This is a genomic window from Stutzerimonas stutzeri, from assembly GCF_000590475.1.
Lineage (GTDB): Bacteria > Pseudomonadota > Gammaproteobacteria > Pseudomonadales > Pseudomonadaceae > Stutzerimonas > Stutzerimonas stutzeri_D.
Map to the genome: position 1 here is coordinate 3,228,602 of NZ_CP007441.1, position 17,307 is coordinate 3,245,908.

Genomic DNA, 17,307 nt, shown 5'->3' on the forward strand with positions numbered 1-17,307 from the left:
TCCTTTCTCGCTGGTTATTTCAAATTGTTTCTTGGCATTTAGCTGCCTAGGCAGTAACCTTTCACGAATTACTTGCCTAGGCAGCTATTTCATGCCGCATTTCGATCGCAATAACTATTCCGTCGAGAACTCCCTCGGCCACCTCATCGCGCTGATCAACCAGCTGAAGGATCGCATTCTCGAGCGGAAGCTGGCCGACCACGACCTTACGGCCGCGCAATTTAAAGTGGTGCTGTTGATGGGCCACCGCTCCGCGTCCACCCCTGCTGAGCTCAGCCGCATCCTGAGTATCGACAGCGGCGCCATGACTCGCATGCTCGACCGCCTGGAAGGCAAGGACCTGCTGCGTCGCGAGCGCTGCGACAACGATCGCCGCCAGGTACAGCTGGTGCTCACCGAGCGCGGAACGACATTGAGTGAACAGATACCTGCAATCGCAGCCGACGCCATGAACGAGCTCACCGAGTGCCTTAGCGGTGCCGAGGTCAGCGAATTTGAGCGCGTACTGAAAAAGATGCTCGTGGCGGTCGACGCGCTGCCGCACCCCCGTGGAGATGCCTAACGTGAACAGTCTTTTTCGCCCCTTGAGCCTGCTGGCGGCGGCCTTGGCGCTAGCCGGCTGCGCATCCTTCGAAGGGCTGCACAGCGAAGGCAAGTTGATCGACCCGGCCTCGCTCGAAGCCGATCGCACCCTGGGCGCCTCGCTTTCGCCGGCTGCCTGGCCCCGCCAGGATTGGTGGAACCGCCTCGGCGATAGCCAGCTCGACAGCTTGATTCAGGAAGCATTGCAGTCCAGCCCCAACCTGCAGGTCGCCGATGCCCGCGCCAGGCAAGCCAGCGCCGCAGTGCTGGCTGCCGACGCGGCACGTCAGCCACGGCTCGATGCCAACGCCAGCGCCACCCGTTCGCGGCTGGCCCGTGTCGACGACCCGTTGGGCCAGGGCGAGCGCTACAGCACACTGCGCAGCCTTTCGCTGGAGGCCGGCTATACCTTCGATCTCTGGGGCGGCCAGCGCGCCGCCTGGGAAGCGGCGGTCGGTCAGGCCCGCGCCAGTGAAGTGGACCGTCAGGACGCGCGCCTGAGCCTGGCGTCCGAGGTAGCCCGGGCCTACAACACACTGGGCCTGGCGTATGCCACTCAGGCCATCGCCGAACAGGATCTCAAGCGCAGTCGGGACATCCTTAAAATGTCCCAAGGCCGAGTGGATGCGGGCATCGACAGCGACTACCAGCTGCAACAGACCCAGAGTCTGGAAGCCGCTGCCGAAGCAGCCCTGACCGATGCCCAGCAACAGGTCGAAAGCGCGCGTATCCGGCTGGCCGTCCTGCTGGGCAAGGGGCCGGACCGCGGCGAATCGCTACCGCAACCCAAGCTGATCGCGCCGAGCGCCGTCGAGTTGCCCGCGCAGCTGCCAGCCGAACTGCTCGGTCGGCGTCCCGATCTGGTCGCAGCGCGCTGGCGGGTGGAGGCGGCAAACAAACAGATCGCGGCGAGCAAGGCCAACTTCTATCCCAACCTCAACCTGAGCGCGGCCGCCGGTACAAAATCCCTGCTGGGTGATGCGATGTTCGGCTCGGCGAGCCGCTTCTTCAGCGTCGGCCCGGCCCTGTCGCTGCCGATCTTCGATGGCGGACGGCTGCGCGCCGACCTGGCTGGTCGTGATGCCGACTACGACCTAGCGGTAGCGCAATACAACCAGATCCTGACGGGTGCGCTGGGCGACATCGGGGAACGCGTCAGCCGTCTGCGTTCGCTCGATCAGCAGATCACGCAACAGCAAAGAGCCCGCGACATCGCCAAGCACTCCTACGACCTGGCGCTTGAGCGCTATGCCAACGGCATTGGCAGTTACCTGGACGCCCTCAGCGTCGAGCAGCAACTGCTGCAAGCCGACCGCCAGTTGGCAGCGCTGCATGCCGAGCGCGTCGACAGCTCCGTGCTGTTGATGCAGGCCCTCGGTGGCGGCTTCGAACCCTCGACGCCGCTGCCCGCCTCCAACGATAACGTTATTCAACGCTGAGTACCGATCATGTCAGAAGCCACCGCAAACACTGCAAACGCCCAGCCCGAAACGCCCAAGGCGTCTGGCAAGCGCAAGCTCTACCTGCTGATCCTGGCCGTCGTGGTCGTGCTCGGCGTCGCTGGCGTGTACCTCTATCACACGCTCTACGGCCGCTTTTACGAAAACACCGACGATGCCTACGTGAACGGCAACCTGGTGCAGATCACCCCGCAGATCACCGGAACCGTCATCCGCATCGCGGTGGACGACGGCGACTATGTCGAAGCCGGTCAGCCACTGGTCTGGCTCGACCCTTCGGACACCGAAGTCGCCCTGCAGAGCGCCGAGGCCAACCTGGCCCGTACGGTGCGCCAGGTCCGTGGCCTGTTCAGCAATGTCGACAGCTACAAGGCGCAGGTCGCCTCGCGCAAGGTCGAGGTGCAGCGCGCCAAGGCCGACTTCGAGCGGCGCAGCAAGCTGGCCAAGAGCGGCGCGATTTCCCGCGAAGAGCTGGCGCACGCCCAGGACGCCCTGACGAGCGCAGAAAATGCCCTGACCTCTGCCCAGCAACAGCTCGACACCAACCGCGCCCTGGTCGATGACACCATCATCGCCTCGCATCCTGACGTGAAGACCGCTGCGGCCCAGCTGCGCCAAGCGTTCCTCAACCATAGGCGCAGCACCCTGGTGGCACCGGTCAGCGGCTACGTGGCACAGCGTGCCGTGCAGGTCGGCGGTCGCATTCAGCCCGGTGCGGCACTGATGGCAGTGGTGCCGCTGGATCAGATCTGGATCGACGCCAACTTCAAGGAAACCCAGCTCAGCAGCATGCGCATCGGCCAACCGGTGGAAATCAGCGCCGACCTTTATGGGGACGATGTGCACTACCGCGGCACCGTCGAGAGCCTGGGTGTGGGCACTGGTAGTGCCTTCTCGCTGCTGCCGGCGCAGAACGCGACCGGCAACTGGATCAAGATCGTTCAGCGGTTGCCCGTACGCATCCGCCTGGAGCCGGACAACCTGCAAAAGCACCCGCTGCGCATCGGCCTGTCCACCGACGTCACCGTGGACCTGCACGATCAGGACGGCCCCCAGCTGTCACAGCGCAGCGCGCAGCAGCCGCGCTTTTCCACCGCCGTCTTCGACGATCAGCTGGGCGAAGCCAATGCCCTGATCGAACGCACCATCCACGACAACGGCCCAGCGGCCGCCGATCTGGCCAAGCGCTGAGCGCGGAGCATCCATGAGCGATAACACCTTTCGCCCGGCGAGCATGCTGCTCGCCGTGGTCGGCCTGTCGCTTGCGACTTTCATGCAGGTGCTCGACACCACGATCGCCAACGTGGCGTTGCCGACCATTTCGGGCAACCTCGGGGTCAGTTCCGAACAGGGCACCTGGGTGATCACCTCATTCGCGGTGTGCAACGCCATCGCCCTGCCCCTGACCGGCTGGATGGCGCGACGATTCGGCGAGGTAAAGCTGTTCCTCGCTGCCGTGGTGCTCTTCGTGCTTACCTCATTTCTTTGTGGTATTGCACGCTCGATGCCCGAGCTGGTGGTGTTCCGTGCGCTGCAGGGTTTCTTCGCCGGGCCGCTTTATCCCATGGCGCAGACCCTGCTGCTGGCCATCTTCCCTTCCGCCAAACGCGGGATGGCGCTTGCGCTGCTGGCCATGGTCACGGTAGTGGCGCCGATTATCGGCCCCATCGCCGGTGGCTGGATCACCGATAGCTACAGCTGGCCGTGGATATTCTTCATCAACGTGCCGATCGGCATTTTCGCGACGCTGGTGGTCTGGGCGCAGCTGCGCAACAAGCCCGAGCGCATCGTCCACCAGCCGATCGACTACATCGGCCTGGCGCTGCTGGTGCTCGGCGTCGGCCTGCTCCAGGTGGTGCTGGACAAAGGCAACGACCTGGACTGGTTCGAGTCGAACTTCATCTGCATCAGCACGGCGATTTCCGTGGTGGCCTTGGTGGCGCTGGTGATTTGGGAGCTGACCGACAAGCATCCGATCATAAATCTGCGGCTGTTCAAGTACCGCAATTTCACCTTCGGAACCCTGGCACTGGTACTTGGCTATTCCGGTTTCTTCGGCATCAACCTGTTGTTGCCGCAATGGTTGCAGACGCAGCTGGGCTACACCCCGGTCTGGGCGGGCCTGGCCGCAGCGCCGATCGGCATCCTGCCGGTGTTTCTTTCCCCCCTCGTAGGCAAATATGCCCACAAGGTCGACCTCCGCCTGCTGGCCGGCGGCTCCTTTCTGGTGATCGGCGCTTCCTGCTTCGTCCGCGCGACCTTCAACACCGAAGTGGATTACCGCCACATTGCCGAAATCCAGGTATTCATGGGGCTGGGTATCGCGCTGTTCTTCATGCCGACCACCAGCATCCTGCTCTCCAGCCTGCCGCCGAAAGACATCGCCGACGGCTCGGGCCTGGCCACGTTCCTGCGGGTACTCGGTGGCAGCTTCGCCTCGTCGCTGACGACCTGGCTATGGCACCGTCGGGAGATCTTCCACCATGCCCAACTAACCGAACACGTGACGGCCTATAACCCGACCACTCAGCACTACCTCGACCAACTCGGTGGACCATCACAGCAGGCCTACGCGCAGATCGACCGGGTAGTGGAAGCCCAGGCCTACATGCTCTCGACGGTGGACTACTTCACCCTGATGGGCTGGATATTCGTCGGTCTGGTGCTGATCATCTGGATGGCCAAACCCCCATTCGCCGCAAAAGGCGCGCCATCAGGCGGTGATCACTAAAGCCAGTGACCCGTGTGCGATCGCAGCCGCATGAGTCTTCTCTACGCGCCTGACGGCGCGCCGAAGACCGTTGGCGCACCTGCGATCCAGCCCCAGGTTTCTGCGGTTGGCCTTCAAAAGTGGGTGTTGATCGCAACGCCCGACGCATGGCAGCCGGGCGTAAGGCTCGTATTACGACAACCGATTGTCCAAACTCTGGAGCACACCTGATCAGAGAGGCGTCGATCATGCGCAAGGCCGAAGCCAAACACCGCCACACCACCAAGCTTGAACGACTACAGCGCTTCCTGAGCTGGACCACCGATCATCACCCGGATTTCACACCGAAGAAAAATCACCAGGAAAAATGGTTCAGCACCTACCTCGGTCATCAGCCACCGGAGATTGGTCGCGCAGCGCGGCTGTTCTGGCTGGGGTTGGATGAGCACGCCGTCGCGGCAAACTTGGAGCCTGCTGATTCGACAAGCCTGCTCGGCCGCCTGATGAATCGGGACGTGAATGATTTCAGCTGCACGGTCGACATCTTCCGCATCGAAAAAACCCTCGATTGCGGGCCCGTGCAGACTCTTCTAGAGCCGGAATTCGCCCTGCGCATCGCCGATAGCACGAGCGCCGAGCAGTTCGAGCGCAACGTGAGCGACGCGGTGCAAGCGCTGGTCCGTGACCGTTTGCATGTGCTGGAAAAGCCCTTCGAGGACATGACCGACGAGCAAAAGGCGCTGTGCCTGGGTCGCCTGCCTGCCAAGCTGTCACGCCTCGATGATTTTGCCGCCCGCGCCGTGGACATCGTCAATGAGGTCAAGCATGAGCTGCGCTACGTGGTGGAGCTGCGCCACGGCGAGCTGGCGCTGGACATGCAGCGGCGCATTCCAGGTGGCCAGGGCCATGTGCTCAGCGAACGCGAAGTGGCGGCGCTCAAGGAGGACGACCGACAGGCGATGGTCGCCAAGTTCGAGATGATGGTCGAGGAAGCGCAGGACTTCGATCTTCAGCTGCTCGGCGAGAAGCGCCTGACCGAAATCTTCATGATGGAGCCGAAGAAGCTGCGTCGAACCATCCGCTTCGCCCGCGAGGACAACCGTGAAAAGATGGCGTTTGCGGTGCTGCTGGAGAACAACCCGCGCTTCGTTCACTACCACAAGCTCTATGCCGCACGGCGCCTGACCCGCACCTGGACGGCCCTGCTCGGCCCGACCAACAGCGGCAAAACGCACCAGGCCATCGAGGCCATGACCGGCGTCGAGCACGCCATCTATCTGTCACCCCTGCGCCTGATGGCACTGGAAAACCAGGAGCGCATCGAGTCCATGGGCGTGCCCTGCTCGCTGGTTACCGGTGAGGAAGAAATCATCCGTGAGGGCGCCACGCACTATTGCTGCACGGTCGAGGAATTCGCCCGTTTCCGTCACGAATCCTGGGATGTGGTGGTAATCGATGAAGTGCAGATGATGGCCGACTCGCAACGCGGCTGGGCCTGGGTCGATGCGCTGGTCAGCGCCTACACACAGGACCTGATCATGACCGGCCCGGAGCTGATCCGACCATCGCTGAAAACGCTTTGCGACCTGTGCGAGGACACGCTGGTGGTCAAGCGCACCAAGCGCCTGTCGCCGGTGGACGTGGCGCGTCGCTCAACCTCGATCAAGGCGCTGGATGCCGGCTCCATGCTGGTTGCCTTCAGCCGCAAGACGGTGCTCGAACTCAAAGCGATGCTGGAGATGACCGGCAAGAGCGTCTCGGTGGTCTACGGTGCGCTGTCCCCGGAGGTGCGCCGCGAGCAGGCACGTCGGTTCCGTGAAGGCGAGGCGGACATCATGGTCGCGACCGATGCCGTGGGCATGGGGTTGAACATGCCAGCGCACACCCTGTGTTTCTATACCGACGAGAAGTACGACGGCATCCAGAATCGTCAGCTCAAGGTGCAGGAGGTCAAGCAGATCGGCGGGCGCGCCGGGCGCTTCGGACACCACGACAGTGGCCTCATCACCGCACTCGATGGGCAGACGCTGCAATCGATCAAGCGCTTGTTCCATAGCGAAGACCAGCCGGTGGACCTGTCTCAGTTTCAGGTACGGCCCTCCATCGAACACCTGCAAGCCATCTCCGAGCTGATGAACGAGCCCAGCCTGCTACGCGCCTGGCTGACCTTCAACCGCAACATCAACTACGGCGATGAATTCATCTCGATCCTGCCCGATGAGTTGGCTGAGTGGATCAAGCTGATCGACGACCCGACCATCGACTTGCCGCTGCGCTGGATCTTCGCCTGCACGCCGATCCGCGGCGGGCTGGACAGCCCGGCCAGCCAATTCGCCCAACAATGGCTGAAGAAAGTCGCGCAGGACAAGGAAATTTCGCTGCCAAGGCTGATCATCGACGCGGACCTGGCGACGCTGGAAAGCTCGCTGCACGTCATCGAAACCTACTTGCATCTGGCCCGCACGCTGCCGGCGCATTTCCCGGCGCTGGAGCAGGCTGAGCAGCACCGTAGCCTGCTCAACGGCGCTATCACCCGTGAGTTGTCGCGTCAGCGCAAGCCCCGCAGTTCGGATCGACGCCAGATGTCGAGGGACAACCGGAACTGCAAGCAATGCGGCAAGGAGATGCCGATGGCGGCGCGCAAGTTTCGTCTATGCCAGAGCTGTTTCCGCGAGCAGCGTTGAGCGCGATTCCAGGCAACGTTGTGCGGCGGCATCGCCTAACGCACGAAGGTTTAAGACTGGCCAGCTACTGAGCTGGCCCTTAGGATGCGGCAGGTTTATCCAATGGCAGGACCTTTCCAAGCCCTGCCGCGACACCGCTGCTTGCCAAGGAGTCAGGGCCAATGTCGATCATTATTCAGTTGCGTCAGCAACTGGCCGCGATCACCAGCAAATTCGGCTGGGCCGCATTGATACTCGCGCTGTGCGTGCATGCGGGCGTGTCCTATGCCGGCCTGCGCCTGTTCGGGGAAATACCGCTCACCGAGTTTAAAACCTTCATCTATTTCTACTTCACCACCGCGCTGACCGTCGGCTACGGCGACTTCTCACCGCAGACCGCCGGCGGCCGGATCTTCGTCTCCACCTGGTTGATGATGGGCGGCATCGCACTGCTGACAGCCATCATCGGCAAGACCACCAATTCCATCATCGAAGTCTGGAGAAAAGGCATGAAAGGCAAAGGGACGTTCGCTACCTGCACGGGCCATACCGTCGTGGTGGGCTGGGAAGGCGCCATCAGCGAACGCGTCGTCGAACTGCTGCACGAGGACGAAACCTCCAACGACCACCTGATTGTCATCTGCGATACGGTGCTCGAAGAAAACCCGATGCCGGGCAAGGCCGAATTCATCCGCGGCGAGAGCCTGTCCTCCATGGCACTGCTGCAGCGCGCCGGGGTGAAAGGCGCCGAACGCACACTGGTGCGCACCGGCTCGGACGATCTGACCCTCGCCGTGGTGCTGACGATCAACCAGCTCGATCCCGTCGGCCACGTGGTCGCGCATTTCAGCAGCAGCGAAACCGCCCGGCTGGCTCGCAGCTACGCGCCGAAACTGGAATGCACCTCGAGTATGGCCATTGAAATGCTGGTGCGATCGTCCCAAGACCCGGGTTCGTCGGTGATCATCAACGAGCTGCTCAGCGTCGGTCAGGGCGCGACGCAGTACCGCCTGCAACTGCCCGATAGCTTCGAAAGCACAGTCGGCACGCTGTACAAGCAACTGAAGGACAAGCACAACGCAACCTTGATCGGCTACCGCGCTGACGGCCAGACCCAGCCATCGATCAATCCGGCCAACGACACACTCGTTCGCGGTGGCGAGCTTTTCTATATCGCCTCCGCCCGGCTCGGCGGGCTGGACAGCGGCAGCTGACCTCGAACCACTCAGCGCTCACGATCGGCGCTCGAAGCAGCAGGAGCCCACCAAAACAGAAAGGCTCCGAGGAGCCTTTCTGTTTTGTTGCGGCTAGCGGTGCCCTCTCTTCCAGTCCCTGCGTTCAACCACGACGTACTCCACCCGCTTCGGCTGATATCTCACGACGCGCCGCGGCGCCTGGCGGGCATAGCGGACCACCGGTCTCGGCGGCTGATAGGCATGGCGAGGCGGCTGGTGTCGATGGTCATCATTGGAGGCGTTCGCCAGCACCGCCCCCACCACGGCACCAACCGCCGCTCCGGCCAGCACCGGTACCACAACGTTGCGATCCGCAGCTGACGCGGTTCCGGCGGCGACCAGACAACCCGCAAGCAAGGCGACTTTGAGTATTCGATTGAACATGGCGTTTCTCCTCAGCGGACGGGAGTCGTTCTCCCTGCATCCATCTAACCCCACCGCTTCGTCAGCTGAGGTCAGCAGGGTGTAAACAAGCGGTAAACAGCCGGCACTCCGACCGGGCTTTGCAAGACGGGAAGGGAATCAATGACCCACCGGGTCGTTCTCAACAGAACACCTGCAATCAGCTCCAGGAGCCACCATGAACGACCCACACGATCTGCAACGATTCGTCGAGGCGCAGGCAACCGTCTATGAACGCGCACTGGCTGAGTTGAAAGCCGGGCTGAAGCAAAGCCACTGGATGTGGTTCGTCTTTCCGCAGATCGCCGGGTTGGGCCACAGCGACATGGCCCGGCGCTACGCGATCAGCGGCGCGGAAGAGGCTAAGGCCTATCTGGAGCATTCACTCCTCGGGCCTCGCCTCGAAGAATGTGCGCAAGCCTTGCTGGAACATGCCGGGCGCCCAGCGCGGCGGATTCTGGGCTCGCCGGACGACATGAAGTTGCATTCGAGCATGACTCTGTTCGCCACCGTCGCGCCCGAGCGTACCGTGTTCCAGGCAGTGTTGGACGCCTTCTACGCAGCCCGGCCCGACACGGCGACACTGTCGCGCCTGGATCGGTAACGGGACTGCGCCCGACGGTCGATAGGCGGGTCGAGGCATCTGCGTTAGGCTTCCAGCTACCAGGCAGGCCCCGCCGCCCCTCACCGACAGGTCTCCAGATGAATATCTCGCTGTTCAGCCGCTACGCATTTTTTGTCTTCTGCGCCCTGACCACCCTGCTCTGCCTGCCGTTTCTGCATCATTCCTGGGTATGGCCGTTATTCCTTCTCACCGCGCTGCTGACGCTCGTGGGCATTCGTGATCTGCGCCAGTGCGAACACGCGGTACGGCGCAACTATCCGATCCTTGGCAACATCCGTTACCTGGTCGAAGGCATCCGCCCGGAAATCCGTCAGTACCTCCTGGAAAGCGATCAGGACCGCGTGCCGTTCTCCCGTGCGCAGCGGTCGCTGGTTTATGCCCGGGCTAAAAACGAGGTGGACGACAAGCCCTTCGGAACCCTGATCGACGTCTACGAGCCTGGCTACGAGTGCATCGGCCATTCGATCCGTACCGCAGCGGTCAGCGATCCCGAAACCTTCCGCGTGTCGATTGGCGGCCCGCAGTGCCCGCAGCCGTATTCCGCTTCGGTGTTCAATATTTCGGCGATGAGTTTCGGCTCGCTCAGCGGCAATGCGATCCTGGCGCTGAACCGTGGCGCCAAGCTCGGTGGCTTTTACCATGACACCGGTGAAGGCAGTATCAGCCGCTACCATCGCGAACACGGCGGGGATCTGGTCTGGGAGCTGGGTAGCGGTTATTTCGGCTGTCGCTCTGAAAACGGCGGATTCGACCCCGACCGCTTTGCTGCACAGGCGCGTGACCCGCAGATAAAGATGATCGAGATCAAGCTGAGCCAGGGCGCCAAACCCGGGCACGGCGGAATCCTCCCAGGGCGCAAGGTCAACGCCGAAATCGCCACCACCCGCGGTGTACCGGAAGGCGTGGACTGCATCTCGCCAGCGAGCCACAGCGCCTTCGCCACGCCGCTTGAACTGATGGCATTCATCGCGCAACTGCGCGAACTGTCGGGTGGCAAGCCGGTCGGCTTCAAGCTTTGCATCGGGCATCCATGGGAGTTCGTCGGCATCGTCAAGGCCATGCTGCAGAGCGGTGTCTATCCAGACTTCATCGTGGTCGATGGCAAGGAAGGCGGAACCGGCGCAGCCCCGGTGGAGTTCACCAACCACATCGGCATGCCCCTGCGTGAAAGTCTCTTGTTCGTGCATAACGTGCTGGTCGGCTGCAACCTGCGCGAACACATCCGCATCGGCGCGAGCGGCAAAATCGTCAGTGCCTTCGATATCGCCAGCGTATTGGCCATGGGCGCAGACTGGGTGAATTCGGCGCGCGGTTTCATGTTTGCCATCGGCTGCATCCAGTCCCAGCACTGCCACACCAACCGATGCCCCACCGGCGTTGCCACCCAGGATCCGTTGCGCCAACGCGCGTTGGTGGTGCCGGACAAGGCCGACCGGGTCTTCAGTTTCCACCGCAACACCGTGCATGCACTGGCTGAACTGCTCGCGGCGGCCGGTCTGTCGCACCCGGCCGAGCTGGGGCCACACCACCTGATCCGCCGCATCAGCTCGACTGAAATCAAGCTGTTCTCGCAGCTGTACTATTTCGTCCAACCAGGTGCGTTGCTGGAAAAACATATCGATAGCGAATTCTTCGCCAGGATCTGGAGCATGGCTCAGGCAGACAGCTTCGAAGCCATGCCGCAGAAGACTGAGCGCGGCGCCGCACAAGTCGAGGAACCGCTGATCAGCTAAGCCATGCCGCAGCGGATCGCCGCTGATCCCCGGCGCGATCCGCCTTGCATGTTCCGCCTGGCCCGTAGCACGCAGTCATTGTTAGGCATCGAACCGACCTGTACGGCCAATAACCCCCATGCCAGAAAACCGCCATCAACAGTAGGCACAGTCGCCTTTCGTCATTTTTCCGTTGAAATGTTCAATTTTTTACTTTGACAGCCTGATAGTTTGTCTTTAAGTTTTCGATTCCGAACATTTCCGAACCGACGCGACATTCGGATTATAAAAACAACAGACTCAGAAGAGGTCCTGCGCATGAGCAACCCGTCCACCCCGACGCTACGGGGGCAATGCATTGCCGAATTCCTCGGCACCGCCCTGCTTATCTTCTTCGGCACAGGCTGCGTGGCCGCGTTAAAGATTGGCGGTGCTGAGCTAGGTCTTTGGGAGATAAGCGTTATTTGGGGTATCGGGGTCAGCATGGGGGTCTACCTTGCCGCCGGTGTTTCTGGCGCTCATCTGAATCCCGCCGTGTCCATCGCGCTTTGGCTGTTCGGCACGTTCGAGCGCAACAAGGTCCCTGCCTACATCCTCGCTCAGACAGCGGGCGCCTTCTGCGCCGCTGCGTTGGTTTATGGTCTTTACAGCAGCCTGTTTTTCGATTTCGAACAGGCACAGCACATGACCCGAGGCAGCGTCGCCAGCCTCGAGCTCGCATCGGTGTTCTCCACCTACCCACACCCGTCGCTCTCGATTGGCCAGGCCTTTCTGGTAGAAGTAGTGATTACCGCTATCCTGCTGGGGATGATCATGGCCCTGACCGATGACGGCAACGGCCTGCCTCGCGGCCCACTAGCACCCTTGCTGATCGGCCTGCTGATCGCGGTGATCGGCGGCGCGATGGGCCCTCTGACCGGCTTCGCGATGAACCCGGCAAGTGATTTCGGACCGAAGCTGATGACGTATTTCGCTGGTTGGGGTGAGGTGGCCTTTACCGGTGGCCGGGAGATCCCCTACTTTCTGGTTCCATTGATCGCCCCGGTGCTGGGCGCCTGCATCGGCGCCGCAGGCTACAAGGTGCTGATCTGCAAGCATCTGCCAAATCTGGATGGAGGCGCTTGCTCCGCCAAGCCGGACCACGAGGCCGAGCGCTACACCGCACACGATGTCACTGCCCAAGAAGCTCGTTAAGGAATCGTCACCATGAGCACTCAAAACAACAAGCAATTCATCGTCGCCCTCGATCAGGGCACTACCAGCTCCCGTGCCATCGTGCTCGACCGCAACGCCAACGTGGTCACCATTGCTCAGCGCGAATTCGCGCAGATCTATCCGCAACCGAGCTGGGTCGAGCACGACCCCATGGAAATCTGGGCCACCCAGAGCGGCGTGTTCGTCGAAGCCCTGGCACAGGCCGGCATCACCAACGAGCAGGTCGCCGCCATTGGCATCACCAACCAGCGCGAAACGACCATCGTCTGGGACAAGAACACCGGCCGGCCGATCTACAACGCCATCGTCTGGCAAAGCCGCCAGAGCACGCCGATTTGCGATCAGCTCAAGCGTGACGGCATGGAAGAGCACATCCGCAGCACTACTGGCCTGGTCATCGACCCCTATTTCTCCGGCACCAAGATCAAGTGGATTCTCGATCACGTCGAGGGCAGTCGCGAACGTGCCCGGCGCGGGGAGCTGCTGTTCGGCACCGTCGATTGCTGGCTGATCTGGAAAATGACCCAGGGCAAGGCTCACGTCACCGATTACACCAACGCCTCACGCACCATGCTCTACGACATTCATAAATTGGAATGGGATCCGGTGATGCTGGAGGCGCTGGATATTCCGCGCGAGATGCTGCCGGAGGTGCGCTCCTCATCCGAAGTCTACGGCCACGCCTATCTGGGCTCGGGGCAGAGTACCGGCATTCCGATCGCAGGTATCGCGGGTGATCAGCAGGCCGCGCTGTTCGGGCAGATGTGCGTCGAGCCGGGCCAGGCCAAGAACACTTACGGCACCGGCTGCTTCCTGTTGATGAACACCGGAACCAAGGCCGTTCAGTCCAAGCACGGCTTGCTCACCACCATCGCCTGCGGGCCGAAGGGCGAGGTCAACTATGCCCTGGAAGGCGCCATCTTCAACGGTGGCTCCACGGTGCAGTGGCTGCGCGACGAGCTGAAGGTGATCAACGATTCGCTGGACTCGGAGTACTTCGCGACCAAGGTTCAGGACAGCAATGGCGTTTACCTGGTACCGGCGTTTACCGGCCTTGGCGCGCCCTATTGGGATCCTCGCGCCCGCGGTGCGCTATTCGGCCTGACCCGTGGGGTGAAGGTCGACCACATTATCCGCGCCGCGCTGGAATCGATCGCCTACCAGACCCGCGACGTACTTGACGCCATGCAGCAGGACGCCGGCGAGCGCCTGCGCTCACTGCGGGTGGACGGCGGCGCAGTGGCCAACAATTTCCTCATGCAATTCCAGGCCGACCTGCTCGGCACGCATGTGGAACGTCCGCAGATGAAGGAAACCACCGCCCTCGGCGCCGCCTACCTGGCAGGCCTGGCGACCGGTTTCTGGAGCAGCCTTGACGAGTTGCGCAGCAAGGCCACCATCGAGCGCATCTTCGAACCGGCCTGCGATGACGAGAAGCGCGAAGCGCTCTACCAGGGTTGGAAGAAGGCGGTGGGCCGCACTCGCGACTGGGCAGAGGAATAGCCCCGACTCCGCAATTGGCATCCACATCGCGCCCGGCCCGGATCTGATTCCGCGCCGGGCGCGTCTATTCGAAAACGAACAATTCTTTAATCACAGACCAGACTGCGGCATGCTTCCCGGCATATTGATAAGAAGGAAGCCTTCATGAGTCTGGCCCCACGACAGCAGAGCATTCTCGAATTGGTGCGCGAACGCGGCTATGTCAGCATTGAAGAGCTGGCGCAACAGTTCTCGGTGACGCCCCAGACCATCCGCCGTGACATCAATCAGCTGGGCGAAGCCGGCCTACTCCGCCGCTACCACGGTGGCGCCGCCCACGATTCCAGCGTGCAGAACACCGCCTACACCCAGCGTGCCCGGCAGATGCGAGACGAGAAACGCCGCATCGCCGACGCCATGGCGGCACACATTCCCGATCAGGCCTCGCTGTTCATCAACATCGGCACCACCACCGAAGCCATTGCCCACGCCCTGCTCAATCACCGCGACCTCAAGGTGATCACTAACAACCTGCACGTGGCGAGCATTCTCAGCCCCAAGGAAGATTTCGACGTGCTGATTGCCGGTGGCAACGTGCGCAGCGATGGTGGCGTGGTCGGTCAGGCCACGGCGGATTTTATTGGTCAGTTCAAGGTGGATTTCGCCCTGATCGGTATCAGCGGGATCGACGAAGACGGCACGCTGCTGGACTTCGATTATCAAGAAGTACGCGTCTCCCAAGCCATCATTAGCAACGCGCGCAAGATCTTTCTCGCGGCGGATTCGAGCAAGTTCGGCCGCAGCGCCATGACCCGACTCGGCTCGCTGGAGCAGATCGACATGCTGTTCACCGAAGCCCGGCCACCGGAAGCGTTCATTGAGTTGCTGACGCAGCACAAAGTGAAACTCGAAATCACCGATTGAACTTGGTGAATGCACGTATTTAGGTGAAGAGGTTTCCAAGTTTCGTAGCGGTTTAGCGTTCGCTCGCTCCAGCCCGCTACTCGGGTGCGGTTGAGGGTCTGCATCGTCTGTAGCGGGTGGGCTTTAAGCGAAGCCGGTATCTCTGTTGGCTGAAGCCCACCCTACGGGACTGAGTCCCTCACAAGGTGAAGCTGGTCGCCCATGCCGCAAGGCCATGTCCAGCCCACCCTACCAAGTTGAGTCCGTATTCCTTCAATCGCCGCACCTCACGGGCCGCTTTTCGTAGGCGCGAGCTTGCTCGCGATCCATCACCGCACGGTGCGATGGTGATCACCCGGCGGCGCCAGCAAGGCGTCCCCTCGCTCTTACAAGGACGCTCTGCTGATCAACGACCAGGCCGCGTGCCCGGTGAAACGCCGGAGCAAGCAAGCGCCATCTCAATGTCACAAACCGCTCTTATCTTCTTCCCAATGCCAGGGGTCTTCCACAGCGCTATTCAGCACCAATTGTTAGTTCATATCGGTTCGATTATTTTCTTTTGATATAAAAAATGAACATCACCTCTAGAGAGGTGTTCGCTTCTGCGCTAGGATGTTCACATTCGAACATAGATGTTCATTCCTGAGGAGAATTCCGTGACCGAGACCGTCTCCGAGCTGTACGACATCGCCGTCATTGGCGGCGGCATCAATGGTGTTGGTATCGCTGCCGATGCAGCCGGACGCGGCCTGTCAGTATTTCTGTGCGAGCGTGACGATTTGGCCAGCCATACGTCTTCGGCCAGTAGCAAACTGATCCACGGTGGCTTGCGCTATCTGGAGCACTACGAGTTCCGTCTTGTGCGCGAAGCGCTGGCTGAGCGCGAAGTGCTACTGGCCAAGGCGCCGCATATCGTCAAGCCGATGCGCTTCGTATTGCCGCATCGCCCTCACCTGCGCCCCGCATGGATGATCCGTGCTGGCCTGTTCCTCTACGACCACCTCGGCAAGCGCGAGAAGCTGCCGGCTTCGCGTAGCTTGCGCTTCGGCAACGACAGCCCACTGAAGCCGGCCATCCGCCGCGGTTTCGAATATTCCGATTGCTGGGTCGACGATGCGCGGCTGGTCGTACTCAACGCCATGGCCGCTCGCGAAAAAGGCGCGCACATCCATACCCGCACCCAGTGCCTGAGCGCCAAGCGCGCCGGTGCCATCTGGCACGTCGAAATGCAACGTCAGGATGGTAGCCGCTTCTCTTTGCGGGCCAAAGCGCTGGTCAACGCGGCCGGCCCCTGGGTGGCGCAGTTCATCGGAGAGAACCTGCAGCAGCGCTCGCCTTACGGCATCCGCCTCATCCAGGGCAGCCATATCATCGTGCCCAGGCTGTACGAAGGCGAACAGGCCTACATCATGCAGAACGAGGATCGGCGTATCGTCTTCGCCATTCCCTACCTGGACCGCTACACCATGATCGGCACCACCGATCGCGAATACCATGGCGATCCGGCTACGGTCAGCATTACCGAGCAAGAGATCGTCTATTTGCTGGGTATAGCCAACACGCATTTCCGCACGCAGTTAGAGCCCAAGGACATTCTGCACACCTTCGCTGGCGTGCGGCCGCTGTGTGACGACGAATCCGACAACCCCTCGGCCGTCACCCGGGACTACACGCTATCGCTGGCTGCCGAGCACAAGCAGGCCCCGCTGCTGTCGGTGTTTGGCGGCAAGCTCACCACCTACCGTAAGCTGGCCGAATCGGCGATGGCGCAGCTCAAACCGTACTTCCCGAACATGGAGCCGAGCTGGACGGCCAGCGCCCCGCTACCCGGCGGCGAAGAGATGAGCACCGTCGAAGCACTCATCGAAGCACTGATGAGCAAGGTGCAGGGCATCGACTTTGCGTTGGCCAAGCGCTGGGCAACGCTTTACGGCAATCGCATTTGGCACATGCTGGGCGATGCGCGCTCGGTCGACGCGCTGGGTGAGGACCTGGGCCAGCAACTTTACGCGCAAGAGGTCGACTATCTTCGCCGCGAGGAGTGGGCGAGCGAAGTAGACGACTTTCTCTGGCGTCGCACCAAACTCGGTCTGGCCTTCAGCGAGCCGCAGAAGGCGCGCCTGCAACGCTATCTGCTCGAGCAGCCCAATGAGAGTTCCGCGCGCAGCAGCGACGCCGCCTGATTCGATCGAGCGTGCCCATAGCACGCCCGACGTTAGCTCGACGGGTAGCCTGCAACTGTTCGGGAAGTGTTCGCGATAACGTATCGCTTACGCATAAGCTGCCCTCCTGGCGAATCGAAACGCGCTCAACCTACC

Annotated in this window: 13 protein-coding genes; 12 read left to right on the forward strand and 1 reads right to left on the reverse strand. The window is 61.7% G+C overall.

Annotated features, from left to right (window positions below; all coding sequences use genetic code 11):
• The first annotated feature begins 91 nt into the window (after positions 1–91).
• The 6 genes from CH92_RS14630 (at position 92) to CH92_RS14655 (ending at position 8,629) form a co-directional block, all read left to right on the forward strand.
• A complete protein-coding gene (locus CH92_RS14630; RefSeq protein ID WP_025242517.1) occupies positions 92–562 on the forward strand; it encodes a MarR family winged helix-turn-helix transcriptional regulator in 471 nt (156 codons plus the stop codon).
• The gene (locus tag CH92_RS14635) at positions 555–2,021 is read left to right on the forward strand and encodes an efflux transporter outer membrane subunit (protein WP_025242518.1); all 1,467 of its coding nucleotides are present in this window, start codon (positions 555–557) and stop codon (positions 2,019–2,021) included. The genes CH92_RS14630 and CH92_RS14635 overlap by 8 nt, the downstream gene beginning before the upstream one ends.
• Positions 2,022–2,030: 9 nt before the next feature.
• Complete coding sequence (locus CH92_RS14640; RefSeq protein WP_025242519.1) at positions 2,031–3,233, forward strand: efflux RND transporter periplasmic adaptor subunit; 1,203 nt, start codon at positions 2,031–2,033, stop codon at positions 3,231–3,233.
• A gap of 13 nt (positions 3,234–3,246) precedes the next feature.
• A complete protein-coding gene (locus tag CH92_RS14645; RefSeq protein WP_025242520.1) occupies positions 3,247–4,773 on the forward strand; it encodes a DHA2 family efflux MFS transporter permease subunit in 1,527 nt (508 codons plus the stop codon).
• 227 nt (positions 4,774–5,000) lie between these two features.
• Positions 5,001–7,436, forward strand: a complete 2,436-nt coding sequence (locus CH92_RS14650; RefSeq protein WP_025242521.1) for a helicase-related protein — start codon at positions 5,001–5,003, stop codon at positions 7,434–7,436.
• Positions 7,437–7,597: 161 nt separating this feature from the next.
• Complete coding sequence (locus CH92_RS14655) at positions 7,598–8,629, forward strand: potassium channel family protein (protein WP_025242522.1); 1,032 nt, start codon at positions 7,598–7,600, stop codon at positions 8,627–8,629.
• Positions 8,630–8,722: 93 nt separating this feature from the next.
• Here CH92_RS14655 and CH92_RS14660 read toward each other — a convergent pair whose 3' ends face one another.
• A complete protein-coding gene (locus CH92_RS14660) occupies positions 8,723–9,034 on the reverse strand; it encodes a hypothetical protein (RefSeq protein WP_025242523.1) in 312 nt (103 codons plus the stop codon).
• A 196-nt stretch (positions 9,035–9,230) separates the two neighbouring features.
• Between CH92_RS14660 and CH92_RS14665 the strand changes: the two genes are divergently transcribed.
• The 6 genes from CH92_RS14665 to glpD all read left to right on the forward strand — a co-directional run bounded on the left by CH92_RS14665 (position 9,231) and on the right by glpD (position 17,172).
• Entirely contained in the window at positions 9,231–9,656 is a 426-nt protein-coding gene (locus tag CH92_RS14665; RefSeq protein ID WP_025242524.1) for a DUF1810 domain-containing protein, read from the forward strand.
• Between the two features lie 98 nt (positions 9,657–9,754).
• Complete coding sequence (locus CH92_RS14670) at positions 9,755–11,410, forward strand: FMN-binding glutamate synthase family protein (RefSeq protein WP_025242525.1); 1,656 nt, start codon at positions 9,755–9,757, stop codon at positions 11,408–11,410.
• Between the two features lie 297 nt (positions 11,411–11,707).
• On the forward strand, positions 11,708–12,583 hold the full coding sequence (locus CH92_RS14675) for an MIP/aquaporin family protein (RefSeq protein WP_025242526.1): 876 nt from the start codon (positions 11,708–11,710) through the stop codon (positions 12,581–12,583).
• A 12-nt stretch (positions 12,584–12,595) separates the two neighbouring features.
• Positions 12,596–14,107, forward strand: a complete 1,512-nt coding sequence (glpK, locus tag CH92_RS14680; protein ID WP_025242527.1) for a glycerol kinase GlpK — start codon at positions 12,596–12,598, stop codon at positions 14,105–14,107.
• 144 nt (positions 14,108–14,251) lie between these two features.
• Complete coding sequence (locus tag CH92_RS14685) at positions 14,252–15,010, forward strand: DeoR/GlpR family transcriptional regulator (protein ID WP_025242528.1); 759 nt, start codon at positions 14,252–14,254, stop codon at positions 15,008–15,010.
• A gap of 611 nt (positions 15,011–15,621) precedes the next feature.
• Positions 15,622–17,172, forward strand: a complete 1,551-nt coding sequence (gene glpD / locus CH92_RS14690; protein ID WP_051517564.1) for a glycerol-3-phosphate dehydrogenase — start codon at positions 15,622–15,624, stop codon at positions 17,170–17,172.
• Positions 17,173–17,307 lie beyond the last annotated feature (135 nt).

Coding starts and splice junctions, on each gene's coding strand:
- CH92_RS14630 (WP_025242517.1), top strand. CDS start 92: ATGCCGCATTTCGATCGCAATAACTATTCCGTCGAGAACTCCCTCGGC.
- CH92_RS14635 (WP_025242518.1), top strand. CDS start 555: ATGCCTAACGTGAACAGTCTTTTTCGCCCCTTGAGCCTGCTGGCGGCG.
- CH92_RS14640 (WP_025242519.1), top strand. CDS start 2,031: ATGTCAGAAGCCACCGCAAACACTGCAAACGCCCAGCCCGAAACGCCC.
- CH92_RS14645 (WP_025242520.1), top strand. CDS start 3,247: ATGAGCGATAACACCTTTCGCCCGGCGAGCATGCTGCTCGCCGTGGTC.
- CH92_RS14650 (WP_025242521.1), top strand. CDS start 5,001: ATGCGCAAGGCCGAAGCCAAACACCGCCACACCACCAAGCTTGAACGA.
- CH92_RS14655 (WP_025242522.1), top strand. CDS start 7,598: ATGTCGATCATTATTCAGTTGCGTCAGCAACTGGCCGCGATCACCAGC.
- CH92_RS14660 (WP_025242523.1), bottom strand. CDS start 9,034: ATGTTCAATCGAATACTCAAAGTCGCCTTGCTTGCGGGTTGTCTGGTC.
- CH92_RS14665 (WP_025242524.1), top strand. CDS start 9,231: ATGAACGACCCACACGATCTGCAACGATTCGTCGAGGCGCAGGCAACC.
- CH92_RS14670 (WP_025242525.1), top strand. CDS start 9,755: ATGAATATCTCGCTGTTCAGCCGCTACGCATTTTTTGTCTTCTGCGCC.
- CH92_RS14675 (WP_025242526.1), top strand. CDS start 11,708: ATGAGCAACCCGTCCACCCCGACGCTACGGGGGCAATGCATTGCCGAA.
- glpK (WP_025242527.1), top strand. CDS start 12,596: ATGAGCACTCAAAACAACAAGCAATTCATCGTCGCCCTCGATCAGGGC.
- CH92_RS14685 (WP_025242528.1), top strand. CDS start 14,252: ATGAGTCTGGCCCCACGACAGCAGAGCATTCTCGAATTGGTGCGCGAA.
- glpD (WP_051517564.1), top strand. CDS start 15,622: ATGTTCATTCCTGAGGAGAATTCCGTGACCGAGACCGTCTCCGAGCTG.